24 protein-coding genes are annotated in these 25,592 nt (G+C 49.2%); 15 read left to right on the top strand and 9 right to left on the bottom strand.

Going from position 1 to position 25,592, the window contains the following annotated elements:
• Positions 1 to 148: 148 nt before the first annotated feature.
• Positions 149 to 1,174 (bottom strand): tRNA preQ1(34) S-adenosylmethionine ribosyltransferase-isomerase QueA, encoded by a 1,026-nt coding sequence (queA, locus tag BLW68_RS01650; protein ID WP_092789904.1) that lies wholly within the window; start codon positions 1,172 to 1,174, stop codon positions 149 to 151.
• A gap of 105 nt (positions 1,175 to 1,279) precedes the next feature.
• Positions 1,280 to 2,188: a hydrogen peroxide-inducible genes activator gene (locus BLW68_RS01645; RefSeq protein ID WP_092789493.1), complete on the bottom strand. Its 909-nt coding sequence runs from the start codon at positions 2,186 to 2,188 to the stop codon at positions 1,280 to 1,282.
• Positions 2,189 to 2,560: 372 nt separating this feature from the next.
• On the opposite strand from BLW68_RS01645, the gene BLW68_RS01640 reads away from it, so the two are divergent.
• Positions 2,561 to 4,822, top strand: coding sequence for a S8 family serine peptidase (locus BLW68_RS01640; protein ID WP_092789492.1), 2,262 nt, complete (start codon positions 2,561 to 2,563; stop codon positions 4,820 to 4,822).
• Positions 4,823 to 4,885: 63 nt separating this feature from the next.
• Here BLW68_RS01640 and BLW68_RS01635 read toward each other — a convergent pair whose 3' ends face one another.
• The 3 genes from BLW68_RS01635 to phoU form a co-directional block, all read right to left on the bottom strand.
• Positions 4,886 to 6,154 (bottom strand): inorganic phosphate transporter, encoded by a 1,269-nt coding sequence (locus BLW68_RS01635; RefSeq protein WP_092789490.1) that lies wholly within the window; start codon positions 6,152 to 6,154, stop codon positions 4,886 to 4,888.
• An 18-nt stretch (positions 6,155 to 6,172) separates the two neighbouring features.
• A complete protein-coding gene (locus tag BLW68_RS01630; RefSeq protein ID WP_092789902.1) occupies positions 6,173 to 6,850 on the bottom strand; it encodes a TIGR00153 family protein in 678 nt (225 codons plus the stop codon).
• A 152-nt stretch (positions 6,851 to 7,002) separates the two neighbouring features.
• Positions 7,003 to 7,713: a phosphate signaling complex protein PhoU gene (gene phoU / locus BLW68_RS01625; protein WP_092789488.1), complete on the bottom strand. Its 711-nt coding sequence runs from the start codon at positions 7,711 to 7,713 to the stop codon at positions 7,003 to 7,005.
• Positions 7,714 to 7,969: 256 nt separating this feature from the next.
• On the opposite strand from phoU, the gene BLW68_RS01620 reads away from it, so the two are divergent.
• The 9 genes from BLW68_RS01620 to corA all read left to right on the top strand — a co-directional run bounded on the left by BLW68_RS01620 (position 7,970) and on the right by corA (position 16,812).
• Positions 7,970 to 8,476, top strand: a complete 507-nt coding sequence (locus BLW68_RS01620; RefSeq protein WP_092789486.1) for a glycine cleavage system transcriptional repressor — start codon at positions 7,970 to 7,972, stop codon at positions 8,474 to 8,476.
• A gap of 91 nt (positions 8,477 to 8,567) precedes the next feature.
• Positions 8,568 to 10,688 (top strand): polyphosphate kinase 1, encoded by a 2,121-nt coding sequence (gene ppk1 / locus BLW68_RS01615; protein WP_092789484.1) that lies wholly within the window; start codon positions 8,568 to 8,570, stop codon positions 10,686 to 10,688.
• A complete protein-coding gene (locus tag BLW68_RS01610; RefSeq protein ID WP_218141274.1) occupies positions 10,685 to 12,223 on the top strand; it encodes a Ppx/GppA phosphatase family protein in 1,539 nt (512 codons plus the stop codon). Before ppk1 ends, BLW68_RS01610 begins: the two co-directional genes overlap by 4 nt.
• 185 nt (positions 12,224 to 12,408) lie before the next feature.
• Positions 12,409 to 12,855, top strand: a complete 447-nt coding sequence (locus BLW68_RS01605) for a hypothetical protein (protein ID WP_092789482.1) — start codon at positions 12,409 to 12,411, stop codon at positions 12,853 to 12,855.
• A complete protein-coding gene (locus BLW68_RS01600) occupies positions 12,845 to 13,660 on the top strand; it encodes a class I SAM-dependent methyltransferase (protein WP_092789480.1) in 816 nt (271 codons plus the stop codon). The genes BLW68_RS01605 and BLW68_RS01600 overlap by 11 nt, the downstream gene beginning before the upstream one ends.
• Positions 13,661 to 13,805: 145 nt before the next feature.
• Complete coding sequence (locus BLW68_RS01595; protein WP_092789478.1) at positions 13,806 to 14,159, top strand: ArsR/SmtB family transcription factor; 354 nt, start codon at positions 13,806 to 13,808, stop codon at positions 14,157 to 14,159.
• Positions 14,160 to 14,229: 70 nt separating this feature from the next.
• Positions 14,230 to 15,246, top strand: a complete 1,017-nt coding sequence (arsB, locus tag BLW68_RS01590; RefSeq protein ID WP_092789476.1) for an ACR3 family arsenite efflux transporter — start codon at positions 14,230 to 14,232, stop codon at positions 15,244 to 15,246.
• A 29-nt stretch (positions 15,247 to 15,275) separates the two neighbouring features.
• Complete coding sequence (locus BLW68_RS01585; RefSeq protein ID WP_092789474.1) at positions 15,276 to 15,773, top strand: phosphatase domain-containing protein; 498 nt, start codon at positions 15,276 to 15,278, stop codon at positions 15,771 to 15,773.
• An 85-nt stretch (positions 15,774 to 15,858) separates the two neighbouring features.
• Positions 15,859 to 16,812: a magnesium/cobalt transporter CorA gene (gene corA / locus BLW68_RS01580; protein ID WP_092789472.1), complete on the top strand. Its 954-nt coding sequence runs from the start codon at positions 15,859 to 15,861 to the stop codon at positions 16,810 to 16,812.
• A gap of 71 nt (positions 16,813 to 16,883) precedes the next feature.
• Here the strand turns inward: corA and BLW68_RS01575 are convergent, their stop codons facing one another.
• Complete coding sequence (locus tag BLW68_RS01575; protein WP_092789470.1) at positions 16,884 to 17,645, bottom strand: MBL fold metallo-hydrolase; 762 nt, start codon at positions 17,643 to 17,645, stop codon at positions 16,884 to 16,886.
• A gap of 129 nt (positions 17,646 to 17,774) precedes the next feature.
• Between BLW68_RS01575 and BLW68_RS01570 the strand changes: the two genes are divergently transcribed.
• From BLW68_RS01570 to BLW68_RS01550, 5 genes are all read left to right on the top strand, one after another.
• Positions 17,775 to 19,082 carry an amidohydrolase gene (locus BLW68_RS01570; RefSeq protein WP_092789468.1) on the top strand — a complete coding sequence of 436 codons (1,308 nt, stop codon included), beginning with the start codon at positions 17,775 to 17,777 and terminating at the stop codon, positions 19,080 to 19,082.
• A gap of 10 nt (positions 19,083 to 19,092) precedes the next feature.
• Entirely contained in the window at positions 19,093 to 19,671 is a 579-nt protein-coding gene (locus BLW68_RS01565) for a DNA-3-methyladenine glycosylase I (RefSeq protein ID WP_092789466.1), read from the top strand.
• A gap of 1 nt (position 19,672) precedes the next feature.
• Entirely contained in the window at positions 19,673 to 20,179 is a 507-nt protein-coding gene (locus BLW68_RS01560; RefSeq protein WP_092789464.1) for an arsinothricin resistance N-acetyltransferase ArsN1 family B, read from the top strand.
• A gap of 236 nt (positions 20,180 to 20,415) precedes the next feature.
• Positions 20,416 to 21,318, top strand: coding sequence for an SDR family oxidoreductase (locus tag BLW68_RS01555; protein WP_092789462.1), 903 nt, complete (start codon positions 20,416 to 20,418; stop codon positions 21,316 to 21,318).
• A 22-nt stretch (positions 21,319 to 21,340) separates the two neighbouring features.
• Positions 21,341 to 22,201, top strand: a complete 861-nt coding sequence (locus BLW68_RS01550) for a hypothetical protein (RefSeq protein ID WP_143039911.1) — start codon at positions 21,341 to 21,343, stop codon at positions 22,199 to 22,201.
• Positions 22,202 to 22,215: 14 nt separating this feature from the next.
• On the opposite strand, the gene phoR is transcribed toward BLW68_RS01550, so the two are convergent.
• The 3 genes from phoR to BLW68_RS01535 all read right to left on the bottom strand — a co-directional run bounded on the left by phoR (position 22,216) and on the right by BLW68_RS01535 (position 25,441).
• Complete coding sequence (gene phoR / locus BLW68_RS01545; protein WP_092789458.1) at positions 22,216 to 23,547, bottom strand: phosphate regulon sensor histidine kinase PhoR; 1,332 nt, start codon at positions 23,545 to 23,547, stop codon at positions 22,216 to 22,218.
• 18 nt (positions 23,548 to 23,565) lie between these two features.
• A complete protein-coding gene (gene phoB / locus BLW68_RS01540) occupies positions 23,566 to 24,252 on the bottom strand; it encodes a phosphate regulon transcriptional regulator PhoB (RefSeq protein ID WP_092789456.1) in 687 nt (228 codons plus the stop codon).
• Between the two features lie 151 nt (positions 24,253 to 24,403).
• On the bottom strand, positions 24,404 to 25,441 hold the full coding sequence (locus BLW68_RS01535; RefSeq protein WP_092789454.1) for a porin: 1,038 nt from the start codon (positions 25,439 to 25,441) through the stop codon (positions 24,404 to 24,406).
• Positions 25,442 to 25,592 lie beyond the last annotated feature (151 nt).

Here is a 25,592-nt window from a genome sequence, read left to right as displayed (position 1 = left end):
CAGCTGACTATCAAGGCTATGGCAGGGTGTTCTTATGCAGCAGCGGCAGGGATGCCGCGGAGGCTGAGACAGCACAGGGACGTGCTGTCGAAGGCGGCGAAATAAGAATTTCCCTGCCGTAGGCTCTCCCCCTTATCCAAGCACAATGTTAACTAATAAACATCGCATCGCCGTAAGAATAAAACCGGTATTGCTCGGCAATAGCAGTGTTATAGGCGTTCATTACATAATCGCGGCTACTAAACGCAGATACCAGCATAATAAGCGTAGATTCCGGCAAGTGGAAGTTAGTGATCAAGGCGTCAATTACCTTAAATTCGTAGCCCGGATAGATAAAAATCTGCGTATCGCCGTTATAAGCCACCAAATTACCGCCGCCTTGCGCTGCTGCCGACTCTAACGAGCGCACCGAAGTTGTACCCACGGCTACCACCCGGTTACCGCGCGCTTTGCAGGCTGCCACCGCGTCTACCACTTGTTGCGACACCTCAATATATTCGGCGTGCATCTTGTGCTCCAGCACATTGGCCACCCGCACCGGCTGAAAAGTACCGGCACCAACGTGCAGCGTAACGTAGGCAAACTCAACGCCTTTAGCTTTAAGCTTATCCAGCAGCGGCTGGTCAAAATGCAGCCCGGCTGTAGGCGCGGCGACGGCACCCGGTTTTTCGTTATATACCGTTTGATAGCGCGCTTTATCTTCAGCATTATCCGGCCGGTCGATATAAGGCGGCAGCGGCATATGGCCTAGACGCTCCAGCATATCAAGCACCGGCTCATCGCCTGTTACTTCCAGCTCAAACAACTCATCATGGCGTTGGTTCATTACCACTGTTGCACTGTTTTCCAGTATCAGCTCGGTGCCGGGCTTGGGCGCTTTACTGGCGCGCACGTGGGCTAAAAAGCGCTTATCGTCCAGCATGCGCTCTACCAGCACTTCTACTTTGCCACCGGAAGCTTTCTGGCCGAATAAACGCGCCGGTATTACCTTGGTATTGTTAAATACCAGCAGATCACCAGGCTGTAAAAAGTCGGCTAAGTCTTTAAAAATATGATGTTGTAACGCACCGCTATGTTTGTCCATGGCCAGTAAGCGGCTGGATGAACGTTCGGCTTTGGGAAAACGGGCAATAAGCTGCTCGGGCAGCTCGAATGAAAAATCACTGACTTGCATACTTTTAGCTGGGACAGAAGTAACTGACATAGAGAGTTCCTTGGCTTTACCGACCAGAGGGCACGGCTGTAAAAAAACAGCCGGCATTTTAGCAGAACAAGCGCCTTAACGGCACTTTTGTTGCAGCACTTCGCTAATCAAATCGGCCATTAGCCGGTAGCTGCGCGCCTTCGTCGACGTTGGCCGCCAGGCCACGCCGATATCACGATAAGCATTGCCGGTTGTGGGTGCCTGCGTAACCAACTCGGTGCCGTCCAGCAACCCGCTGTTAATCGCCATCTGCGGCATAAACGTCACGCCCAGTTTATTGTTTACCATCTGGGTTAAGGTGTGCAGGCTGGTAGCAAAAAACGGGTTAACCTTGCGGCTGTCTTCCAGCTCACAGGCTTTTACTGCATGATTAGTCAGGCAATGCTCACGCTCCAGCAGAAAAATACTTTCATCCGGCCACTGGCTGATATCCTGATTAAAGCCGCGGTTTAGCCAGTCTTTATGCAGCACCAGTTTAAAGGCGTCCTGCGATAGCACTTCTGTGTGAAAAGCGCCGGTTTCATACGGCAGCGCCAGCAGCACCATATCCAGCCGCCCTTCAGCCAGAGCATGTAACGAGTTTTCAGAGGTGTCTTCGCGTAACAACAACTGTAAATCAGGGTAGCGCTGGCGGCACAATGCCATCACTTCGCTGAGCACAAAAGGCGCTATGGTGGGTATGCAGCCTAAACGGAACGGCCCTGTCATCGGTTTACCCTGGCATTTGGCAAATTCAGTTAACTCGCCGCATTGTTCAATAATATGCCGCGCCTGGCGCACTACATCTTCGCCCAGCGGGGTAAAAATAAAGGTTTTATGATCGCGCTCCAGCAGCTGGGCGTCCATGGTTTCTTCTAAATTAGCAATAGCCGCACTGAGCGTTGACTGGCCGATATAACAAGCTTCAGCTGCACGGCCAAAGTGCTGGTGTTCATGTAATGCCAGCAGGTATTGCAACTGTTTAATACTGGGCAAACGTTTCATTATTTATTCCGATTAAAAACAAAGATACTGTTCTACAAAAGTGGTTAAACTTTACGCCTGATAACTGCGCTATGCAAGCGCCAGCCAGCAATTTTACGGCGCACATAAAATTACAACTGATAAAAATTAGTAAACATAAATTCAACACCTTAAGTGATAGCTGCCGCATTTATGTAAACATGAGTTTGAATAACCGTATTATTTGTTATAGCGTAAACAGCGAATTGTGTTAAACCAGTCAAACTGGCAGGTAATAGCCCCGTCGCAATAACTGAGCTAAACACAATAGTTCCCCCGTTTGCGAGTTTGGCCGTCCGCGTTGTATCGGGTTCTGACAGTTTAAAAACTATAAAAATCACCTGGAGGGTGAACATGTCCAGATCACATCACACTGTACTACTGATCGGCGTTAGCTTATTGGCAAGCGCGGTATCCAATGCCATGGCCGCATCAGCAGACTCATTACGTCAGGCGGCAGAACAAGCCAGTAGCGAGCGCTATATCGTAAAATATAAAGACAGCAGCCTGAGTAAAGATCCACTGCTAAACCGCAGTAAAGCAGCAAAAGACAATGCGCTGTCGGCGCTAACCAGCAACAGTGAACGCTTAAGCCGGCAAGGTGCCCGTGTTCACCATGTGCTGGCCAAACGTAATGCCATAGCAGCCGAGCTAAGCCCTGCCGCGGTTAAAGCATTAAAAGCTGACCCTAATGTAGAATATGTCGAGCGCGATTTACCGCGTTTTCCTATGTCGCAGCAAGTGCCTTACGGTTACACCATGGTGCAGGCAGATCTGGTTAGTGACCAGTTTGCCTCGAACCAGACGGTATGTGTTATCGACTCCGGCCTGGGTTTACCGCATGAAGATTTTAACGCTGCCAATATCACCGGCACCAATGATATCGGTACCGGTAACTGGTTTGACGCCGGTGGCCCACACGGTACGCACGTAGCCGGTACCATTGCGGCGCTAAATAACGATGTTGGTATTGTTGGCGTGTTGCCCAATGGCAACGTAAAACTGCATATTATTAAAGTATTTAACGCCGGTGGCTGGGGTTATTCTTCTACTCTGGCACATGCGGTAGATACCTGTGTGCAAAACGGCTCTACCGTAATTAATATGAGTTTGGGCGGCGCCGGTTCAAACGTGACTGAACGCAACGCCATGCAGGCCGCTTATGACGCCGGGGTGTTACTTGTTGCTGCTGCCGGTAATGACGGCAACACCGCCATGTCGTATCCGGCATCTTATGATTCGGTGGTGTCGGTTGCAGCCGTTGACGATACCAAAGCCCATGCCGATTTCTCCCAGCGTAATACACAGGTAGAACTGGCTGGCCCGGGTGTCGCCGTAATGAGTACTTATCCAACCGGCACAGGCCTGGAAACCAGCCTGACGGTAAACAGCACCACTTACAGCACTAACCCGTTGGAAGGCTCGGCCATGGCAAGTTTAAATGCTGAGCTTGCCAGCTGCGGCCTTGCAGTAAATACCTGTACCGACGTTGCCGATAAAATATGTCTGATCCAGCGTGGCGAAGTGTCTTTCGCACAAAAAGTGGAGTCATGTCAGGCCGGTGGCGGTATTGGTGCAGTTATTTATAACAATGAACCAGGTAATTTCAGTGGCACCTTAGGTGACGCTCCCACTACTAATATAGTAGCGTTAAGCGTATCGCAGGAAGACGGCCAGTTATTGCTTTCAGAAGTAGGTAACGATGCCAGCTTGTTCGCTGAACCGTCTAACTACGGCCTGATGGACGGTACCTCTATGGCGTCGCCACATGTAGCCGGCGTAGCAGCACTGGTATGGAGCCATTACCCGGATTGTAGCAATGCGCAAATCCGCAGTGCCTTAGCAGCAACAGCAGAAGATTTAGGCGCGACTGGCCGTGACACCTCTTATGGCTATGGTTTGGTACAAACCAAAGCAGCGGTAGATTATCTGGCCGAGTTCGGCTGTGACGGTGATGGCGACGATAACGAGCCACCACCACCAACCGGCACTGAACTGAGCAATGGCGTAACAGTATCAGGCATCAGCGCTGCAGCCGGTGAAGAACTGCTGTATACCCTGGCCGTACCTGCTGGCGCCAGCAACCTGTCATTTGTCATGAACGGCGGTACCGGTGATGCCGATCTGTATGTCAAGTTTGGCAGCGAGCCAACCGCATCAAGCTGGGACTGCCGGCCTTACCTGTTTGGTAATAACGAAAGCTGTGCTATTGATCCGGCACAAACCGGTACTTACTTTGTTAAATTGGTAGCGTACAGCGCCTTTACCGGTGTCAACCTGACCGGCAGCTTTACCGCTCCGGATTTACCGGATGCCGGTGGCGAAACCATTACTAACATCAATATAGCGCGCCGTGCCTGGCAACACTATACGCTGGAAGTGCCGGAAGGTATGGCCCAGCTAACGGTTGAGATCAGCGGTGGCAGCGGTGATGCCGATCTGTACGTGAAGCATGGCAGCCAGCCTACAAGCGGCAGCTATGATTGCCGGCCAAATAAAAACGGCAATAGCGAAACCTGCGTTATTAACAACCCGCAAGCCGGTGTCTGGCATTTCTCTGTATATGCTTTCCGGGCGGTAAGTGGCTTAACGCTGGTAAGTGAATACCAACCGTAAGCGATATAAGCACCATAAAAAAGCCCTCGTGATGAGGGCTTTTTTTGCGGCATTGCAGCAGTGTTAAACGCTGAAAATAGCCTTAAGAATATAGAAGAATATAATCGCCAGGCCAGCACCTACCGGCAGGGTAATAATCCAGGAAATAAAGATATTACGCACCACACCTAAGTTAAGCGCGGCAATACCGCGGGCTAAACCTACACCTAACACTGCACCTACCAGGGTTTGCGTGGTAGAAATAGGTAAGCCGGTGCCAGAGGCAATAACCACGGTAGAAGCAGCTGATAACTCAGCAGCAAAACCACGGCTTGGCGTTAAATGCGTAATGGCCGTACCAACGGTTTTAATAACCCGGGCCCCCAGTGTAGCTAAACCAATAACAATACCTATGCCGCCTAATGGCAGTATCCACCAGGCCAGTTGCGCTTTACTGCTGATTTCGCCACCTGACGTCACCACACTGACTACCGCAGCCAAAGGCCCTATAGCGTTAGCGACATCGTTAGAACCATGGGCAAAGGCCATACAGCAGGCTGTGGTGATCATCAGTACACCAAAAATGCGCTCAACGTTGTTAAACTGCATTTTTTTATCGGCAGCTAAATCAAACTTAATACGGGCAATCGCTACTTTACCAATTAAACCCACCACCACCGCAATAGCCAGGGCAATGTAGTAACCGGTTATAGTGCTGATATCCATGCCCACATGCACCAGGCCTTTTTGTACAGTTACCAGTGACATCATAAAGGCAGCAAACGCCATATAAAACGGGACATACTTTTTAGCATTCGCCAGCGGATTGTCGGTATCAAAAATCAGCCTTTGTGCACTCATAAAAAACATATAGGCCAGTACACCTGCCAGCATTGGCGTTACAATCCAGCTGCCGACAATACCGCCTACTTTGTCCCAGTGTACGGCGTCCATACCCACGCCTACCGCAGCAAAACCAATAATGGCGCCAACTATAGAGTGCGTGGTAGATACCGGCCAGCCAAAGTAAGAGGCTACAATCAGCCAGGTGGCGGCAGCTAACAGCGCCGCTATCATGCCGTAAACCATCAGTTCAGGAGCATCGACAAAGAACGACGCGTCGGTGATACCGCCGCGAATAGTAGAGGTAACTGAACCACCGGCTAAATAAGCACCGGCAAACTCAAAAATAGCGGCAATAAAAATAGCTTGTTTTATCGTCAGCGCTTTAGAACCTACAGAAGTGCCCATTGCATTGGCAACGTCATTGGCACCAACACCATAAGCCATTAAAAAACCGAACACGGCAGCGATAATAATCAGGATCAAACCGTATGATTGAATAATATCCATCAGGGAAACCTTTTAAAATTAACGGGCGAGCATAATTTCAAGACGCGAACCAACTTTAAGCGCGACGTCGGCTAAATCACCTACCCACTCCAGCGTGCGATACAGAAACATCACATCAATTGGGTTTAACTCTGTCTCGGCCAGACGCAAGGCTTTACGCAACTTGATTTGCATCTCGTCGGTGTCACCTTCAATGGTATCCAGTTGTTCTACCATCTTAATAACCAGATCAACTTCACGGCCACGAAAGCCGGTTTCCAGCAGTTCATCCAGCTCGTTAATCACTTCACTGGCCAGTGCGGTAGCGTCAATACAACGCTGCACATAGGCTTTAAAACCCGCCTGCAGGCTAACAGGAATAAGTAACTCGCGGCCCAATACACGGCCGGTAATGTCTTTGGTTTTGTTAGCAATTTTATCTTGTTGCGACACTAATTCTAAAATGTCAGTACGGTCTACCGGCAAAAACAGCCCGCGCGGCAGATTAACGCGGATTTCGCGCTTTAATTTGTCGGCTTCCTTTTCCAACGCCACGATGTTTTTGCGTACATCCGCAGCTGTTTGCCAGTCCTGCAAATACACTGCATCAAAAAATGGCAACAACAATTCACTCGCCTGATGCACCTTGCGAATATGTTCCTCTATTGGCTTAATCGGTGATTTGGCAAACACGGATAAAAAAGTACTAGCTGGCATAGCCTGGCCTCGTATGTTGGTTTGACGATAGTCGGCGCGCATTGTAACGGCATTCAAAGCGCATGAAAAACGAAAAATGAATACACAATGAAAACGCCCTGAGCAGAAGTCTAGTCAGGGCGTTGGCGATGTACAGTAAAAACAGAGGAAAATCAGCTGCGTGCATCTTGCTCCAGCTGCTCGGCGCTGCTGTGGCGCACCACCTTACCTTTAACGAAAAAGATAATGTACTCAGCCAGGTTTTTACAGCGATCGCCTATACGCTCCAGTGAGCGGGCCGACCAGAGTACATTCATAATTTTTGGAATAGAGCGCGGGTCTTCAATCATGTAGGTCATTAGCTGGCGGGTAATCGCTTCGTATTCGCGGTCAACTTTTTTATCTTCTTTATGTACCAGCAAGGCAGTTTCTACGTCCATGCGGGCAAAAGCATCCAGCACGTCATGCAGCATCTGGCCTACATGGCGGCCTAAATTATCCAGGTTTACCAGCAAGCCCTGCTGTTCTGAATTAAACGATTCCAGCGCCACCCTGGCAATACGCCGGGTTTCATCGCCAATGCGCTCTAAATCGGCAATGGTTTTCATAATGGCCATAATCAGGCGTAAATCGCTGGCTGCCGGCTGGCGGCGCACAATAATGCGGGTGCACTCTTTATCAATCTGCAATTCCCAGTTATTTACCTTTAAATCGTTGTCTATCACCTTTTGCGCCAGCTCGGCGTCGGCATCGGCAATGGCCATTAGCGCGTTATTCAGCTGTTGTTCGATTAAGCCGCCCATCGCCATTACATGGTTGCGCACTTCGTCAATTTCTTCATTAAAAGAACTGGAAATATGTTTTGTTAAATTGAGTTTATCCACTGCGAACTCCGTGCATGTGACTGATAAGGTGAAACCCAGGGTGTGAGCCATCGCGAAAACAGCTTAAGTATAGTCAGAAAGGCAACTGTAGTGCCAGCATAGCTACAAACCAGCAGGCTTAACTTACTAAATTTACAAATAATGTTAAGGCTACATTTTAAAAATCGGTAACAGGCGCTACACTCAGGTCGTGTAAGCGGCAAACCACAGTGTTTTTGGCCGACACGCTAATTTAAGTCTGACAGGAAAATAGCGCATGAAGCAGTTAGTACTGACATTAATTGGTAAAGATAAAGCAGGTTTGGTCGAGACTCTGGCAACAGTGGTCAGCACACACAACGGTAATTGGATGGCCAGCAACCTTAGCCATCTGGCAGGTTATTTCGCCGGTATATTACAAGTAGAAGTGGCCGAGCAGGATTTAGCTGAGCTTACCGCCGCACTGGAAAAAATAAGTGATCTGGATATTAAAATTCAGCACGGTATCCCCAGCAGCCTGAACGAACAGCAACATCTGAAGTTTGTTATTACCGGTAACGACCGCCCGGGTATAGTGCGCGAGCTGTCATCGGTTATTAAACATAAAGGTACCAACATAATACATTTTGAAAGCAGCAAACAAAGTGCGCCAAACTGGGGTGTACCGCTGTTTAATGCGGTTGCCACGGTAGAGCTACCCTCCAGCGTTAGCCGTGACGAAGTGGTTCGGGCACTTGAAGCCATTGCCACAGATATTGTTGTGGATATTGAAACTCAGGCCTGACATTTATACCGCAGCTGAGCCTCAGCTGAGTTCATCTTATTGTCACAAAACTGCCATAGAGTAATAGCCAGTTGTAGTCAGGAGCTGGATCATGGACCATACCGACGCTGCCAACAGCGAATTTCCGCTTTACCCCCGCGAGCTTAGCTGGTTGTCTTTTAACGGCCGCGTGCTGCAGGAAGCCGCCGATGAACGTAACCCACCAATAGAGCGCTTACGTTTTCTTGGCATTTATTCCAATAATATGGACGAATTTTTCCGCGTGCGGGTAGCCGATGTTAAACGCCGCATTCTGCTGAAAAAATACCAGCAAAGCGAACAGGAAGATGCGGAAGAATTGATGCAGGAAATTCAGCAGCGCGTATTGCAGCTGGGCCAGCGTTTTAATGCTATTTATCTGGATATTCAGCTGGAGCTTCGCAAGCACAACATCGAATTAATAGACAATTTCAAACTCACCGAGCTGCAATCCGGCTGGGTGCGCAGTTATTTTCGCGACGAAGTGCTCAAGCATATTTCGCCGATGATTCTGTCTGGTGACGAAGTCAGTTTACCCAAGGCGCTGGAAGACAACACCACCTACCTGATGGTAGAAATGACCGGCAATGGTAAACCGGAATATGCCATAGTGCAGGTGCCTACCAACGAATTGTCGCGTTTTATTGAACTGCCGCTGCATTTAAATACCCGCAAGAAAAACGGCCACTACCGGCGGCAAATATTGCTGCTGGACGATGTCATAGTGCATTGTATTGCCGACTTATTTGCCGGTTTTTTTGAGTTTGATCATATTCAGGCTTACTCGTTAAAACTGACCCGCGACGCCGAATACAATATCAGTGACACCCTGGATCAAAGCCTGCTGGATAAAATGTCGAAGGGTATTCGCCAGCGGCTGAAATCTGAGCCGGTGCGGCTGGTGTATGATGCCGCCATGCCAGAGCAAATGCTTAAAGTACTGAGTAAACAGCTGGGCACCAGCTCAACCGACTCGTTAATTCCCGGCAGCCGTTACCGCAATTTTAAAGACTTTATCAGCTTTCCGAATATCGGCCATCAAAGCACCGAATTTCCACCGATGCCGCCACTGAAAAGCCCGGATTTTGAGCAGTATGCCACCAGTTTTGACGCCATCCGTGCCGGTGATATTCTGCTGCACTACCCCTACCATAACTTTGGCTACTTTACCGAATGGGTGCGTCAGGCCTCGTTCGACCCTAAAGTAACACATATTAAAATGACCATGTACCGGGTGGCTAAACACTCGCGGGTAATTCACTCGTTGCTGGATGCAGTGCGCAATGGCAAAAAAGTTACCGTAGTGGTTGAGCTAAAAGCGCGGTTTGATGAAGAAAACAATATCAACTGGGCGCGTAAAATGACCGAAGCCGGCATCCAGGTGGTATTTGGCTTAACTACACTGAAAATTCACTCTAAGTTATGCCTGATCAGCCGGATGGAAAAAGGCAAACTGATGCACTACGGCCATATCGGCACCGGTAACTTTAACGAGAAAACCGCGCGTATTTACACCGATATGAGCTTATTTACCTGCCATCAGGAAATTACTGCAGAAGTCGGCCAGGTGTTTGAGTTTATTGAATACAGCTACCGGCCGTACCAATTTAATCACCTGATTGTCTCACCCACCTGGAGCCGGCCGCGGCTGATGCAGCTTATTCAGCGCGAAATCGATTTTGCTGTCAGTGGCCGCAAAGCAGAGATTTTCCTTAAGGTAAATAACCTGGTTGACCAGCAAATTGTTGACCTGTTGTACCGCGCCAGTCAGGCCGGGGTAAAAATCCGCATGATTATCCGCGGTATGTGCTCGCTTGTTCCCGGTTTGCCAGGTAAAAGCCAGAATATCAGGGTGATTTCTGTACTGGACCGCTTCTTAGAGCATTCACGTATTTACGTGTTTCATAACGGCGGCGAGACTGATGTTTACCTGTCTTCAGCCGACTGGATGACCCGTAATATCGACCAGCGGGTAGAAGTGGGTGTACCGATATACGATGTACGTTTAAAGCAACAAGTATTAGACACTCTGGATATTCAGTGGCGGGACAACGTAAAGGCACGTATTATTGATGCCAAACAAAGTAATGCCTATGTTAAACGCGGCAATAAACGCAGTATCCGCTCGCAGCAGCAGATCTACGAATATCTTGCCCGCCAGCAAGGGCAACTGATCAATACCGAGACGGAATGAACGACAACCAACCAAGCAAAGACCGCCCGGACGACCACGCCTATATGGCTGCGGTCGATCTGGGCTCAAACTCTTTTCATATGGTAATAGCACGGGTAATAGATGGCGATATCCAGCTGTTACACCGCGAAAAACAAAAAGTACAACTGGCCGAAGGCTTAAACGAGCAACTGGTATTAAGTGAAGAAGCCATAGAGCGCGGCCTGAGTGTACTGGCACAATTTGCCGATACCTTAATTCCTTTTGCGCCGCAATCAGTGCGGGTTATTGCTACTTATACCCTGCGCCGGGCACGAAATTCAGCCACCTTTTTACGCCGCGCCAAAGCGGTATTCCCCTTTCCGATAGAAGTGATCTCCGGCCAGGAAGAAGCCCGTTTTATTTATCAGGGTGTGGCGCATTTTGAGCATTTTTCTGGCCGGCGGCTGGTAATAGATATTGGCGGTGGCAGCACAGAGTTTGCCATTGGCGAGGGGGCCCAGCCACTGCGGCTTAGCAGCCGCAATATGGGCTGTGTCAGTTACGCGCTGCAGCATTTTGCCCAGGGCCGTATTAGCGATAAACGTTTTAACCGCGCTATTTTACAGGCCGAGCAAGAACTGGAGCCGATTGTCAGCAGCTTTAAAGCCGCAGGCTGGCAACAGGCGGTAGGCACATCTGGCACGGTGAAAACTATCCGCGATATTATTGTCGGCATGGGTCTAACCAGTAATGCTCTGGAGCTGTCACATCTGCTGGCGCTAAAAGAGCATTTGGTACAGCAGGAGAACAGCTATCAGCTGGATTTACCCGGCCTGACAGATGATCGCAAACTGCTGATTTGCTCTGGCCTGGCTATTCTGATTGCCGCCTTTAATTTACTGCAAATAGAACAGCTGGTTTATATTGACGCAGCCCTGCGCGAAGGCGTGCTATACGAAATGAGTGACCGCCTGCAGCATCTGGATATACGCGAACACAGCGTGGCCAGCCTGCAACGCAGGTATGACGTAGATATGGCGCAGGCTGAGCGGGTTAGCCAAACCGCACTGCTGCTGTTTAGCCAGGTGCGTAGCCAATGGCAACTGACCGATGAAGACGCCATGTTGCTGGGCTGGGCCGCTACTTTATACGAAGTGGGCCTGCACATTAACTCGTCCGGTGTGCAAAAACACTCGGCTTATATTCTGCAAAATGCCAACCTGCCCGGTTTTAACCAGGAACAACAGCAACTTATCGCCACGCTGGTACGGTTTCACCGCCGTAAAATCCGCGCTGATGAAATACCGGCCTTTAGTTTGTATCAACTACCGCAAGTTGTATGCCTGCTGGTGTTGTTACGCCTGGCTGTACTGCTAAACCAAAAACGCCGCGACGACCTGCTGCCAGAGCTACAAGCTGAAGCCGGTAGCCAGTATTTGCAACTTAAACTCGGCACAGACTGGTTAGCACAACAAAGCTTGCTGGCAGCCGATTTAATGCTGGAGCAAAAATCGCTGAAAAAAATTGCCTTTGTGCTGGATTGCCCGGGGTTAGTAGATGTGGTGCCGGGGTAAAACCCGCCCAGCATTTGTCGCCTAAACTGAAAATGCCTGTACCTGCGAGGATTTCTAAACGCACAAAAAGCAGAGTAATGTTTAACTCCATTAAATTGACCAGCACGGCTTAACCCACTTTTGAATACGGGCGCGCCCTTGAATAAACGTTAAACTAAGCCGCTTCGCGGAGCTCTCTGCTTTAAATGGAAAATATGTTTTCACATCACAACTTTAAGACAAAATTAGCATATTGGACTTTAGCTGTAAGCAGCTTAGTAGGCGCCATAACTATGGCACTGGTAGTGCCTCAGTTAATAACAAGCGGATCAGAAACTTCTATGTATGTGTTGGTTTCTGCTCTTTTGGTTATGCTTGTTTTAAATACATATTTTGCATACAGCATATATCAGCGAAGTGAAAAAGCGTTAACTCTATGTTTGTGGCTTTATGGTTTGCAAATTATTGGATTTAAAACCGAATATCTTTCGTTTTCTTTGAGCTTCGGTTTTCAATTAACGTTTTCATGGTCATTTGATAGTTTTTCATTTTCTGTGAATGTAGCTGCAGTAATTATCTGGTTTATCGTATATTCAGCTCTAAAAAGTGTACGTAAGGCAAAGCTAACAAAAGGATCTGCCCATGCTAACTAAGCTAATTCATGTAAGTTTGTTTTTGCTGGCAAGCCATGCCAGCTTTACCGCCAGTGCCGATATCAACCAGGCCTTGCAACATGAAGCCCGTACTGAAGCCAATAAACTACGCGATGCTGCGCGCAAACCCGAACAAACTCTGACGTTTTTTGAAGTAACACCGCAAAGTACCGTGGTTGAAATATGGCCGGGCGCAGGCTGGTATACCGAAGTGCTGGCGCCGTTACTGGCGGCAGAAGGCAAACTGTATGCTGCACATTTCTCTGATAAGTTCAGTTTATTGCCAGCCGACTATATGCAAAAAGGCCGCGCTGAATACAGCGAAAAACTGGCGTCGCACCCGGTGTATAAAAACGTAACCATTACTGAGTTTGCCCCGCTGGCCGATATCGCTATTGCACCACCCGCCAGCGCTGATGTAGTGCTGTCTATGCGCAATCAGTTTTATATCTTTGACGGCGAAACCTCGTTAAAGCATGCCTTAGCCAACTTTTATCAGGCACTTAAACCCGGTGGTGTATTAGGCGTGGTGGCGCCGCGCCTGCCGGACAACATGCTAAATACCGATTGGCAAAAATCGGGTTATGTGCCTGAGCAGTTATGGTTAGATCTGGCCAAAGAAGCCGGTTTTAGCTTTGAAGCGCGCAACGATATGCTGCTTAACCCGAAAGATACCGCTCAGCATCCGGCAGGCGTTTGGTCTTTGCCACCTACTTTGGCAGGAAATGAAGCAGAAAAGGCAAAGCATCAAGCCATTGGTGAGGTTAACCAGATGGTGCTGAAGTTTAGAAAGGCGCGTAATTAGGCAGAAGCTGCTGTTTACCAGTGTGGCTAACAACCACTTGGCGCCGGCAGCGCCCAGTAACACCAGCCTTTTTCATTTTGTTATTTGACATTGCGTGATTACGGGCGTAAATTTCGTTTATCGTCGAATAACGATAGTTAAATAAATGAACACAGAAAACGATCTATCCAATGAGCAACTGGCTGCTATTGCTAAAGCTTTAGCGCACCCTGCACGCATTCAAATTATCCGTTTGCTGCTTAGCAAAACTTCCTGCATTGGCGGCGAGATAACCCACGAGGTCGGCCTGGCACAATCTACAGTGTCGGAGCATTTGCGCATTTTAAAAGCCGCTGGCGTGGTAGCAGGTGAAATAGAACACCCCCGCGTGTGCTACTCGCTTAACCTTAACAGCTTGTTACCACTAATGAGCCTGCTACAGCTTGTTGCCGATAAAGCAACAACCGTTGCTGGCAGCGATGGCCTGTGTTGCCCGCTTACGCCGCAGTCTTGTGACTAGCAATAACCTTTACGCCCCCCGGCCTGCGGCCGGTTAACTCACCCACGTTTTTATTGTAAGAGCTATAGCTATGGGTATTTTTGAACGTTATTTATCGGTTTGGGTTGGCCTTTGCATACTAGCCGGGGTGCTACTGGGCAACGTGCTGCCGGCAGTATTTCAGGCCATTGCTGCGCTGGAATATGGCCAGATCAACTTAGTGGTAGCCGTGCTGATTTGGCTGATGATCTACCCGATGATGGTACAAATTGATTTTGCCGCCATTAAAGATGTCGGCAAAAAGCCCAAAGGGCTGATACTGACGCTGGTTATGAACTGGCTGGTAAAGCCCTTCACCATGGCCGCACTGGGTTGGTTGTTTTTTAAAGTGTTTTTTGCCGCCTGGGTAGATCCACAAAGCGCTAATGAATATATCGCCGGTATGATTTTACTGGGTGTCGCGCCCTGCACTGCGATGGTATTTGTCTGGAGCCAGCTGACCAAAGGCGATGCCAATTACACCCTGGTACAGGTGTCGGTAAACGACATTATTATGATTTTCGCCTTTGCACCACTGGCAGCTTTGCTGCTGGGCGTTAGTGATATTGCCATTCCATGGCACACGCTGTTGTTGTCAGTTGTGCTGTATGTGCTGCTGCCGCTGATTGCCGGCGTGCTAACGCGCAAGCAGCTTAATAGTGGCAGCAGTGAGCAGCGTATTGGCCAATTCTTAGCTAAAGCCAAACCCTGGTCTATGATTGGTTTGCTGGCCACAGTACTGCTGCTGTTTGGTTTTCAGGCGCAAACCATAGTAGCAAAACCGCTGATTATTTTGCTGATTGCCATACCGCTGTTAATTCAAACCTACGGCATTTTTGCCATTACCTACGCTGTCACTAAAGCGATAAAACTACCACATAATATCGCCGCCCCGGCTTGTATGATCAGCACCTCTAACTTTTTTGAGCTGGCGGTAGCAGTGGCCATCGCCTTATTTGGCTTAAACAGCGGCGCAGCGCTGGCCACCGTTGTTGGCGTACTGGTAGAGGTGCCGGTAATGTTGTCCTTGGTGTGGTTTGCCAACCGCACCCGGCACTGGTTTAACTAACTGAATAAAAAACTACTACAGGACAAAATATGCGTCATCCCTTTGATATATTAACGCTAAGTACAGGCCAACTGATTTTCACGCCGTGCCCCGGCACGAAAGGCGTAAGCCTGACCAACAGCATTGCACAGCTTAAAGCTGCCGGTGCAGCAGCAATTATTACCATGATGCCACAGCAAGAGCTGACACAGAATAACGTTGATAATCTGGGCGCTATTTGCAGCGAGCTTGGCTTGCAGTGGTTTCAGCTGCCGGTAGAAGATGACTGCGCGCCACAGCAACCATTTGAGCAAGCCTTTGCCGCACATAAAGCAGCAATTTTGGCACTGCTACAAAACGGCAATACGGTAGCGATACACTGCAAAGGTGGCTCTGGCCGCACCGGTTTAATGGCGGCGATACTGATGACACAACTGGGTTACAGCAAAGCCGATGCCACCGCACAAGTGCAAAGCCTGCGCCCCAAAGCGCTCGGCTTAGCAGTGCATCAGGCGTATTTTGCCGCACTGGCAGAGCAACCAGGTTAAGCCAGAACTAAGTCTGCTTTGGCCTGAATTGTAGTAACATATTGATTGGAAACAACTGAGCAACTGACTTATCAAAGGAGGCCATATGATACGGCTCTTTAACATTGAAAATGGTATTATCCGCGAGACAGCATGCTCAGACACACCTGATTTAGCGCAGGTTCAAAGTGCCCATTGGATAGATGCGCACGAACCCACCGAGCCCGAGCGCGAACTGTTAACCGGTTTACTCAGCGTAGAACTGCCCGAGTCTGACGATGTTGAGGAAATTGAAGCTTCGGCACGCTGCTTTGTCGATCAGGCCGGCATTCATGTGCATTCGTTGTATCTGTCTCCTTCTGAAGGCCGCCACAACACTGTTACTGTTGCCTGCATTTTGCAGCCAGGCCGCCTAATTACCATTCGTGAGGGCGATATTGCCGATTTTCGCTTACTGCGCCTGCGCGCCCGTCGCGGCCAGGTAAGCTGTAGTAATCCGGCCGATTTGCTGGTTACTATGCTGGAGCAAAAAGTAGAAAACCATGCTGATACATTAGAAGATATTCATCGTCAGTTGGAGCAAGTCAGTCATCTGGTATTGGAAGAAAAAGACTCAGAGCTCTATCAGGCAATCAGCAAACTGGCGCGGTTAGAAGACAGTAACGGTAAAATCCGTCTGTGCCTGATGGACACCCAGCGTGATATTTCATTTTTGCTGCGTAACTTAAAAGGCATGCCAGCACAGGATGAAACGCTGCGCGAGATCATGCGCGATGTTGAAACCCTGATGTCACATACCACCTTTTTATTCGACAAAATCAATTTCTTAATGGACTCAACCCAAGGCTTTATTAACATTCAGCAAAATCAGATCATTAAAACTTTTTCTATTGCCGCAGTGGTGTTTTTACCACCTACGCTGGTTGCCAGTGCTTACGGTATGAACTTTGAATATATGCCCGAGCTGAAATGGCTGCTGGGTTACCCCTGGGCGCTGGGCTTAATGCTGATCTCCGGCTTTGCCCCCTACTGGTTTTTTAAACGCAAAGGCTGGCTGTAATGACGTACAGGCACTTATCAAGGCAGCGTCCCAACGGGCAAGCGTAGTAGTGGGCAGTGCCCTGTATCTAATCAATGTTGGCCCGTTTGCCAGCCCAGCGTATGCAAAATGCGGTTACGCATTGAATGCCAGTGGTTTTTCGGCAGTGTCGGGGCTTGTGCCAGAATGTCACTAAAATTGATACTCTCGCCCGTGCGGGGCGCCAGATGAGCAAAATACAGCCGACTCGGTTGCAACGCACTAACGCGCTTAAGTGACTGTTTATATTGGTTAGGGTGACAAACAGGGTAAGGTGGCACCAGGCGTTTTTTAACCGACACAATTAAGTCGGCAATATACAACTGTTTGCTGGGTTGATGCATAAGCGACAAATCATGATCGGTATGGCCTGGGGTATAGATCACCTGCCAGTCTGGAAAATCAGGTAACTGCTGCCCGTCGGCCAATACCATATCTGCTTTTAGTATCGGGTTATACCAGATATGGCGTTTGGGTTTGCCCAGCCGCTTGGCTACCCACCAGGTTAAGCTAACATCAATAATATGCGCCGTGCGCCCCAGTAACCCGGAGTACCACAGGCACGCCTTGGGATGACAAGCAATGCGGGCGCCTGTTTTACGGCGCAACAGATGAGCCCCGCCGGCATGATCCGGATGCATATGTGTTACCACCACCAGCTTAAGCGCAGTTAGCGGCAAAGCTAATTTTTGTCTGATAAAGTCGCACACAGTGGATACGTCGGCACGGCTGCAGCCATCAAGCAACAGTAAGCCAGCCGCGTCCTGCACCAGATAAATGTTCTGAATATATCCCGGAATAATATGTAACTGCATTGGCCTGCGTCTGTTTTTGAAGCAACTGGTCCGACATTACCTAAGCTAACAGCAATTTTCCAGCAACAATTGCCATTTTCATCAGTGGCGCTTAAGGTAGTAACACTATATAAAAATGATGGAGTTACTATGCGCTGGTCACTGTTAAGCCTGGCTTTATTACCACTGTTACATACGCCGTTAGCTGCTGCCGGGCAGCGGCAAGAGCTCAGCAAGCAAATTGAACAGGTAATGCCTAAGGTTATAGAGTGGCGCCGTGATATTCACCAATACCCGGAATTATCTAACCGCGAAGTGCGTACGGCCACCAAAGTAGCGGCGCATCTGAAAAAACTCGGCTTAGAAGTGCGCACCGGTATTGCCCATACCGGCGTAGTCGGTATTTTAACAGGCGGCAAACCCGGCCCGGTAGTAGCACTGCGTGCGGATATGGACGCGCTGCCGGTAACAGAGCAAACCGGGCTGCCGTTTGCCTCAAAAGTTATCAGCGAGTTTAACGGCCAGCAAACCGGCGTAATGCACGCCTGTGGCCACGATGCCCATGTGGCTATGCTGATGGGTGCCGCCGAAGTGCTTAGCAAACAAAAAGCCGATATTGCCGGCACCATTATGTTTGTGTTTCAGCCCGCCGAAGAAGGCCCGCCGGCCGGTGAAGAAGGTGGCGCCAAAATGATGCTGGCCGAAGGCTTATTTGCTAACCCCAGCCCAAGCGCCATTTTTGGCCTGCATGTCTGGCCCGGAGAGCCCGGCCAATTACAGGTAAAAACCGAAGGCATTATGGCCGCCGCCGACAGCTTTCAAATTACCGTAAAAGGCAAACAAGTACATGGCTCGTCACCATGGCGTGGTATAGATCCGATCAACGTTACCGGCCAGTTAATCAGCGCTATTAACCTGATACCGGCGCGGCAAATTGATGTAACCAAAGCACCGGCCGTAGTGTCATTTGGCCAGGTGCATGGCGGTATTCGCTGGAATATTATTCCTGATGACGTAAAGCTCGAAGGTACCATTCGTACCTTTGACAGTGAAATGCGCGAAGATTTAATTGCCCGCATGGCGCACACCAGTGAGCATATTGCCAAAGCCAGCGGTGCTGAAGCGCATTTTCACGTGCATAATTTTGCAGCTGTAACCTGGAATGATCCGGCATTAACAGAGTGGGCCATGCCCAGCCTGAAGTGGGCCGCCGGCGACAAAGGTGTAACGTCTATTAAACCCATTACCGGCGCCGAAGATTTCTCGTTTTACCAGCAACAAATTCCGGGCGTGTTTTTCTTTTTAGGCATCTCACCCGAAGGTAAACCGCTTAGCGAGGTGCCGCCAAACCACTCACCGATGTTTGATGTTAACGAAGACGCCCTGGTAAACGGCGTGCGGGCATTAACCGGCCTGGCACTGGATTATCTGGCGCAGCCACCGAAGCTGGAAAAATAAGGACCTCAAGATGAACACACCGTGCCGCTGCCACTGGGTAGATTTAACCAAACCGGATTATGTTGCCTACCACGATACCGAATGGGGCGTGCCGGTGTATGACGACAACAAGCTATTTGAGTTTTTAACGCTGGAAGCGGCGCAGGCCGGGCTTAGCTGGTACACGGTACTGAAAAAGCGCGACAGCTACCGCGCGGCTTTTGCCAACTTTGACCCGGTTAAAGTGGCAGCCTTCGATGAGGCCAAAGCGGCTGAACTGCTGCAAAATCCCGGTATTATCCGCAACCGGTTAAAAGTAGCAGCTGCCATCAACAACGCCGCGCGATTTTTAGAGGTACAAGCCGAGTTTGGCAGTTTTAGCAACTACCAATGGCGCTTTGTAAACAACGCACCGCAGCAAAACAGTATCGCCGGCCCGGCCGATTACCGTGCTACCAGCCCGGAATCAGATGCGCTCAGTAAAGACTTAAAAAAACGCGGTTTTAAGTTTGTCGGCTCCACTATTATTTACGCCCATATGCAGGCCTGCGGTATGGTAAATGATCATCACAATAATTGCTTTCGCAAAACACAGGTAGTAGCAAGCTAAGATGCAACCGGCTGAGATAAAAATACGTGATGCTAATACTGGCGATGCTGCAGCAATAGTGGCTATTTATAACCACTACATTACAAATACTACGGTGAGCTTTGAAACCGAAGAAATTGATGCGCCACAGATGCAAAGCCGCATTAGCGACATCCTACAGGCCAACCTGCCTTACCTGGTAGCTGAAGATAGCAACGGCAATATAACCGGCTATGCTTATGCTACCAAATGGCGGGCAAGGTTTGCTTACCGTTTTTCGGTAGAGGTTAGTGTCTATCTGGCGCCTGGCGCTACCGGTGCCGGTATTGGTTCAATGCTGTATCGCCAGCTATTTGCCCGGCTGAAACAACGCGGTATTCATGCGGTTATTGCCGGCATTGCTCTGCCGAATGATGCCAGCATAGCGTTGCATAAAAAGTTTGCCATGACGCAGGTAGCCGAGTTTAAACAGGTGGGTTTTAAGTTTAACCAATGGCTCGATGTCGGCTACTGGCAAGTATTGTTATAGCAATAGCCACCCGTTGCACTGGCTTATGAAAGTTTTACGCTTTACGCCGGTAAGATATTCAGCCTCTGCCCACCACACGCCCCCCGCTTTATCGATCATTAATTAGCCTTTTACGGCCTGTCTGCCTGATTCAATTACACTATTTGCTAATCTGGCAGTATAGGCATAAAACCTGCTACTACCCCGCGTATCGTTAATTTTTACTGACCTTGTCTTAACCAACCCGGAGGTTCTAAATGCCAGCCAGCAATCAGTTTACTATGCAAGATCCCCGCAAGCAGTATCCGATAGATAACACCCATTATGATGAGAGCCAGCCCGAGCCGGGGCTTGATAAGATCTTATCGCCCAAAGCTGATCACGGCGAAAAAACTTACCAGGGCAGTGGCAGATTAAAAGGCCGCAAAGCACTGATCACCGGCGGTGACTCGGGCATTGGCCGTGCTGTGGCAATTGCCTTTGCCCGCGAAGGTGCTGATGTAATGATTAACTATCTACCTTCTGAAGAACAAGATGCTCATACCGTGCTAAAAGAATTGCAGGCAGCTGATGTCAAAGCCTTTGCCGTAGCCGGCGATATTTCTGACGAGAAATTCTGCCAAAACCTGGTGCGGCAAGCAGCTGAGAAGCTGGGCGGTATTGATATACTGGTTAATAACGCCGGCAAGCAACAGTTTGTTGAGGAACTAGCCGATTTAAGCAGTGAACAATTTCAACAAACTTACGCAACCAATGTGTTTGCTATGTTTTGGATCACCAAAGCCGCGCTGCCGCATATGCCTGCCGGCGCCAGCATCATTAATACTACGTCAATTCAGTCTTACCAGCCGTCGGCCGGTTTGCTGGATTACGCCTCCAGTAAAAGCGCCATTACCGGCTTTACCAAAAGCTTGGCTAAGATGCTGATTAAAAAAGGTATACGGGTAAATGCCGTAGCGCCTGGCCCAATCTGGACACCGCTGCAACAAAGTGGCGGCCAGCCGGCAGATAAACTGGAAGAATTTGGCCAGAATACGCCGATGGGCCGCCCAGGCCAACCTGCTGAATTAGCACCGGCTTACGTCTTTCTGGCATCACAAGAATCAAGCTATGTAACGGCCGAAGTGATTGGTGTTACCGGCGGTAACCATTTGCCTTAAGATGAAAACTGCAGCAGATAAGTTGGAAAATATTAAATTGCAGGATACTAAGGCTGAACCGGCAGATTCAGCCTTGGGTGAAATTAATCAGTTGTTTCATCTGCAGTATGCGAAAAGAAAGCAGCATTTTGCTGACAAAATTAACCAGGGTCATATTTTGCTTATCGTACGCATGGATAGCCGGCTGATTGCCTGTTGTGGTGGCAGTATCAGCGAATATATCGTTAACGGCCCAGGCTATCATCGGCTGAAAGCCCTGAGCCACAGCACCATGGCGGTGTATTACACACTGCAGCAAACGCCACAGGCTGATGCTGCAGCGTTGCTACACCAGCTCCTGACGCAGCTTAAATGTGAGACAGATAATGTCGTCGGTCAGCAGCTGTTTACTGCCACACAGCAATTACTCAATGCTGTAGCTTACGATGGAACCATTGATCACGGTTTAATATTGCAATACAGCCGCAAACTTGAGCCGGTTTTTGCGCAGTTAATGCTGCAAAGTGCAATGGATGAAACCACACAACTGCTGTTGTATCTGGATGAAATAGCTGAGCAGTTCGGCAAAGCCGCCGCTGATACGTTTTTCGTAGTATTTGGCGGCCCCCAGGCCCGTTACCGGCAACTGGCAAAGCAAGTATTCGAAAAATGGTGCCAGGAGTCGGCTGATTTGCTGGTGGATACCAGCCATCATGTCAGATATTACGAACACGGCACCACAGTGGCTGATGCGGTAAACCTCGTGGCAACGGCGCTGGCGGATCGTGAACTGGCACAGACTTTCTTAGGCCATGCCGATGCATTGGAACAGGATGTGCTGGGGCTGGTAGCAACACAGGCTATTAAGCGCTGTTGGCAACGCAGCAAAAAACGGGCGCAATAATATTTCCGGGGGCTTTAAAGCGGTTTTTCTCCGCGGTTTTTTGTTTTCTGCCCCAGCACCAGTTCTGCCGGTATTGAGAAAGAAAAGCTACTGCCCTTGCCCGGCTCACTGAAAATCATTAGCCGGCTGTTATGGCGCGACAATACGTGCTTTACAATGGCCAGCCCCAGGCCGGTGCCACCGGTATTACGGGCGCGCGCCTGATCTACCCGGTAAAAACGTTCAGTAAGGCGCTTTACATGGTGCGCAGCAATACCTTCACCATTGTCGTTCACGGCAAATACTGCTTTTAAATGCTGGCGTTGCCAGCTAACGCTAATCTCACCACCGGCCGGGGTATATTTAATGGCATTAGTTACCAGATTGGAAAAAGCACTGCGTAGCTCTTCGGTTACACCGGTAACCTTCAGGCTGTCGTCAATATCAAAACGGATACTGTGTTGTTTTTCGCGGTTCAGCGTTTGCGCTTCTTGTTCCAGCTGATGCAACATAACAGGCACATCTACTATCGGTTCAAACTGCACCCGGGCTGAAGCCTCAATACGCGACAGTGTTAACAGCTGCTGCACCAGAGAGTCCATACGTTTGGTTTGATCCAGCATAACGTTGTGGGCTTTTTTCCACATGGCTTTATCGGGCAGATGTTCGTCGTCCATCACTTCAAGATAGCCCTGCAGCACAGTAAGCGGCGTGCGCAGCTCATGTGATACGTTGGCGACAAAGTCTTTGCGGATTTGCTCCAGCTGCTTTAACTGAGTGATATCGCGCACAATCAGCAGGTACTGTTCAGCACCGTAAGACATAATATTAAATTCAAGCGTCAGCTGATCGTTAACCGGCGAGGCAAGCTCAAGTGGTTGCTCAAACTTAGCGTGTTTTAAATATTGCAGGAAATCGGGGTGGCGGATCAGGTTGTCCAGCCGCTGGCCTTCATCGGCCGGCCAATGCAGGCCTACCAGAATTTGTGCCAGCTTATTGCTCCAGATAATGCTCCAGTCGTCAGTTAATACGACTACGGCTTCAGGCAGAGCTTCGGCACCGTCACGAAAACGGCGCACTATATTGCGCAGCTCGCGCTTTTTACGTCTGTCGCGCCGCTGCAGGTAGTAAATACCTTCGAATAAATGACCCCAGATGCCTTCGCTGATCGGCGGCGATAATTTGCGATCGCGCCACAGCCATTTGTCCATTAAAAATAAGTGATGGTAATGCCAAAGCAGCAGCGCCACAGTAAAAATAAGCAATGCCAGCAGCAGGCTGTTAGAAATAAGGCCAACCAGAGCAATAAAACAGTAAAAAAGGAAGAGTTTAGTGTAGACCTTCCTTTTTGATAACAGTTGGCGCATAGCGTTAGGGTTTAGCCTTTATTTAGCAGAGAAACGGTAGCCAGAGCCCCGTACGGTTTGCACTAATCTATCATGCCCGGCAACAGAAATCGCCTTACGTAAACGGCGGATATGTACATCTACTGTGCGATCTTCTACATACACGTTGGTACCCCAGACATGGTCCAGCAGTTGTTCACGGCTGTAAACCCGCTCGGGGTGAGTCATAAAGAAATGCAGTAAGCGAAACTCGGTTGGTCCCATATCCAGCGCCTGGTCAGAAGCCATTACGCGGTGCGACACCGGATCAAGCTTTAAGCCCTGTACTTCTATCACTTCATCCAGGCTGGTAGGTGCTACGCGGCGGATCACCGCTTTAATGCGGGCCATCAGCTCTTTGGGTGAAAATGGCTTGGTAACATAGTCATCGGCGCCCACTTCCAGGCCGCGTACTTTATCTTCTTCTTCACCACGGGCGGTGATCATAATGATAGGAATATTGCGGGTAAGGTCGTGCTGCTTCATTTTTTTTGCGATCTGAATACCGCTACCACCGGGCAGCATCCAGTCCAGCAAAACTAAATCCGGGTAGGGCTCAACCAGTGCATTAATGGCAGAGTCAAAATCTTCTGCCGTGGCAGCCTGATAACCGTTTTGTTCCAGCACAAAACACAGCATATCGCGGATAGGCGCTTCATCTTCTACAACCAGGATTCTTCTTGACATAGTGTTCTACCGAAGTGTTTAGCATGCGCTTATTATGCGCATAAATTATGACAATTTTATGAAATAAAATAAAATAAACATATAATTAACACAGCGAGACCTTTCATAAAAAAACCGCAACGAGTGCGGTTTTTTTTGCAGGGGGCGTTAATCAGAAGCTGTACTGCAGGCCCAGAGATAAACCTGACGCATTCTCACCACGGATAGTACTCAGTTGAGTGTCGCGGCCACCGGCTGATACGCGGAAGTTAGCATTGTCGTCATTAGACGTTACGCCATAAGCTACGTACATCACCAAATCTTTGCCGAAGTTACGGTCTGCACCAACAACAAACATGTTAGCACCAGTGTCGTCTGCATCGTTGTCACCGGCTACGTAGTACTGGCTGCGCAGAGTATAAGCGCCCATTTTGTAGCTGGCACCGATACCATATACATTGCGATCACCACCTGGTACATCGCTGGCGTTCTGATACATACCGGCTAAACGGAAAGCATCAGTGATGTCATAAAACACACCTACGCGCACTGCACTTGGGTCCAGATCGTTTTGGCCTTCAAAAGTTTCGTATGCTACAGCAGCATAAAATCCTTTAACTTCATAGCTTACCGACATGCTGTAAGATTCCTGCACGTTGTCTACTGTCGCGCCAGTGTTATTGTGTGGCGTGTAGTGTAAGTCAAAGGTGAAGTTGTTCATGCTTGGGCTGCGGTAGTGCACACCGTTTTTGTAACGCTCGTCAAACACGTTACCGATGTCAGCATTGCCAGTACCTGAAGTGCTGGTACGGGTTAAGTTACGGATATCACCAATACGGTCACCGAACATATCTACTTTGCTGCGTACTGCTTTTAACGGAGTATCAAACTGACCGGCGCGTACCTGGCCGAAATCGCCTTTGATACCAACGAAAGAATCACGCGATGCCCAGTTACCAGAACCTTCATCAAAACGGATATTCTGTTCAATCTGCACAAAGGCTTCTAAACCGCCTTCCAGTTTAGTGCTGGCTTTAAAACCCAGACGGCTGGAGTTACTTGATACGTTAGTACCATCTTCATCACCGTTATCCAGTGAGTCCAGTGATAAATGGGCGCGGCCATATATGGTAACGTCAGCAGCCATAGCCGGAACAGCTAAAGAAGCCAGAACGGCTGCAGCAACCAGACCAAATTTGATTGTTTTCATTTTACTCTCCGAATAGTCGTTATTATCGATGTGCCTGTGTTTAACTGGGGCACAGTATCGGCAGAGAAAATGTCGGTATGATGTCTGTTTGGTGACAGTTTTATGACGAAAACAAAATTAACTTTCCCGGGTATATCCTCTCGGGTTGGGC

It is taken from the genome of Rheinheimera pacifica, from assembly GCF_900108485.1.
Classification (GTDB): Bacteria; Pseudomonadota; Gammaproteobacteria; order Enterobacterales; family Alteromonadaceae; genus Alishewanella; species Alishewanella pacifica.
The sequence above is the reverse complement of the archived record's forward strand: the minus strand, read 5'-3'. Positions and strand labels throughout refer to the sequence as shown.

Excerpts from the sequence above, each read along its gene's own strand:
- BLW68_RS01575 (WP_092789470.1), bottom strand. The coding sequence starts at position 17,645 with ATGCAGTTACATATTATTCCGGGATATATTCAGAACATTTATCTGGTG.
- phoR (WP_092789458.1), bottom strand. The coding sequence starts at position 23,547 with ATGCGCCAACTGTTATCAAAAAGGAAGGTCTACACTAAACTCTTCCTT.
- BLW68_RS01605 (WP_092789482.1), top strand. The coding sequence starts at position 12,409 with ATGGAAAATATGTTTTCACATCACAACTTTAAGACAAAATTAGCATAT.
- BLW68_RS01595 (WP_092789478.1), top strand. The coding sequence starts at position 13,806 with ATGAACACAGAAAACGATCTATCCAATGAGCAACTGGCTGCTATTGCT.
- BLW68_RS01535 (WP_092789454.1), bottom strand. The coding sequence starts at position 25,441 with ATGAAAACAATCAAATTTGGTCTGGTTGCTGCAGCCGTTCTGGCTTCT.
- queA (WP_092789904.1), bottom strand. The coding sequence starts at position 1,174 with ATGCAAGTCAGTGATTTTTCATTCGAGCTGCCCGAGCAGCTTATTGCC.
- BLW68_RS01610 (WP_218141274.1), top strand. The coding sequence starts at position 10,685 with ATGAACGACAACCAACCAAGCAAAGACCGCCCGGACGACCACGCCTAT.
- BLW68_RS01635 (WP_092789490.1), bottom strand. The coding sequence starts at position 6,154 with ATGGATATTATTCAATCATACGGTTTGATCCTGATTATTATCGCTGCC.
- BLW68_RS01640 (WP_092789492.1), top strand. The coding sequence starts at position 2,561 with ATGTCCAGATCACATCACACTGTACTACTGATCGGCGTTAGCTTATTG.
- corA (WP_092789472.1), top strand. The coding sequence starts at position 15,859 with ATGATACGGCTCTTTAACATTGAAAATGGTATTATCCGCGAGACAGCA.
- BLW68_RS01630 (WP_092789902.1), bottom strand. The coding sequence starts at position 6,850 with ATGCCAGCTAGTACTTTTTTATCCGTGTTTGCCAAATCACCGATTAAG.
- arsB (WP_092789476.1), top strand. The coding sequence starts at position 14,230 with ATGGGTATTTTTGAACGTTATTTATCGGTTTGGGTTGGCCTTTGCATA.
- BLW68_RS01570 (WP_092789468.1), top strand. The coding sequence starts at position 17,775 with ATGCGCTGGTCACTGTTAAGCCTGGCTTTATTACCACTGTTACATACG.
- BLW68_RS01565 (WP_092789466.1), top strand. The coding sequence starts at position 19,093 with ATGAACACACCGTGCCGCTGCCACTGGGTAGATTTAACCAAACCGGAT.
- BLW68_RS01645 (WP_092789493.1), bottom strand. The coding sequence starts at position 2,188 with ATGAAACGTTTGCCCAGTATTAAACAGTTGCAATACCTGCTGGCATTA.
- BLW68_RS01560 (WP_092789464.1), top strand. The coding sequence starts at position 19,673 with ATGCAACCGGCTGAGATAAAAATACGTGATGCTAATACTGGCGATGCT.
- BLW68_RS01585 (WP_092789474.1), top strand. The coding sequence starts at position 15,276 with ATGCGTCATCCCTTTGATATATTAACGCTAAGTACAGGCCAACTGATT.
- BLW68_RS01600 (WP_092789480.1), top strand. The coding sequence starts at position 12,845 with ATGCTAACTAAGCTAATTCATGTAAGTTTGTTTTTGCTGGCAAGCCAT.
- ppk1 (WP_092789484.1), top strand. The coding sequence starts at position 8,568 with ATGGACCATACCGACGCTGCCAACAGCGAATTTCCGCTTTACCCCCGC.
- phoB (WP_092789456.1), bottom strand. The coding sequence starts at position 24,252 with ATGTCAAGAAGAATCCTGGTTGTAGAAGATGAAGCGCCTATCCGCGAT.
- BLW68_RS01620 (WP_092789486.1), top strand. The coding sequence starts at position 7,970 with ATGAAGCAGTTAGTACTGACATTAATTGGTAAAGATAAAGCAGGTTTG.
- BLW68_RS01555 (WP_092789462.1), top strand. The coding sequence starts at position 20,416 with ATGCCAGCCAGCAATCAGTTTACTATGCAAGATCCCCGCAAGCAGTAT.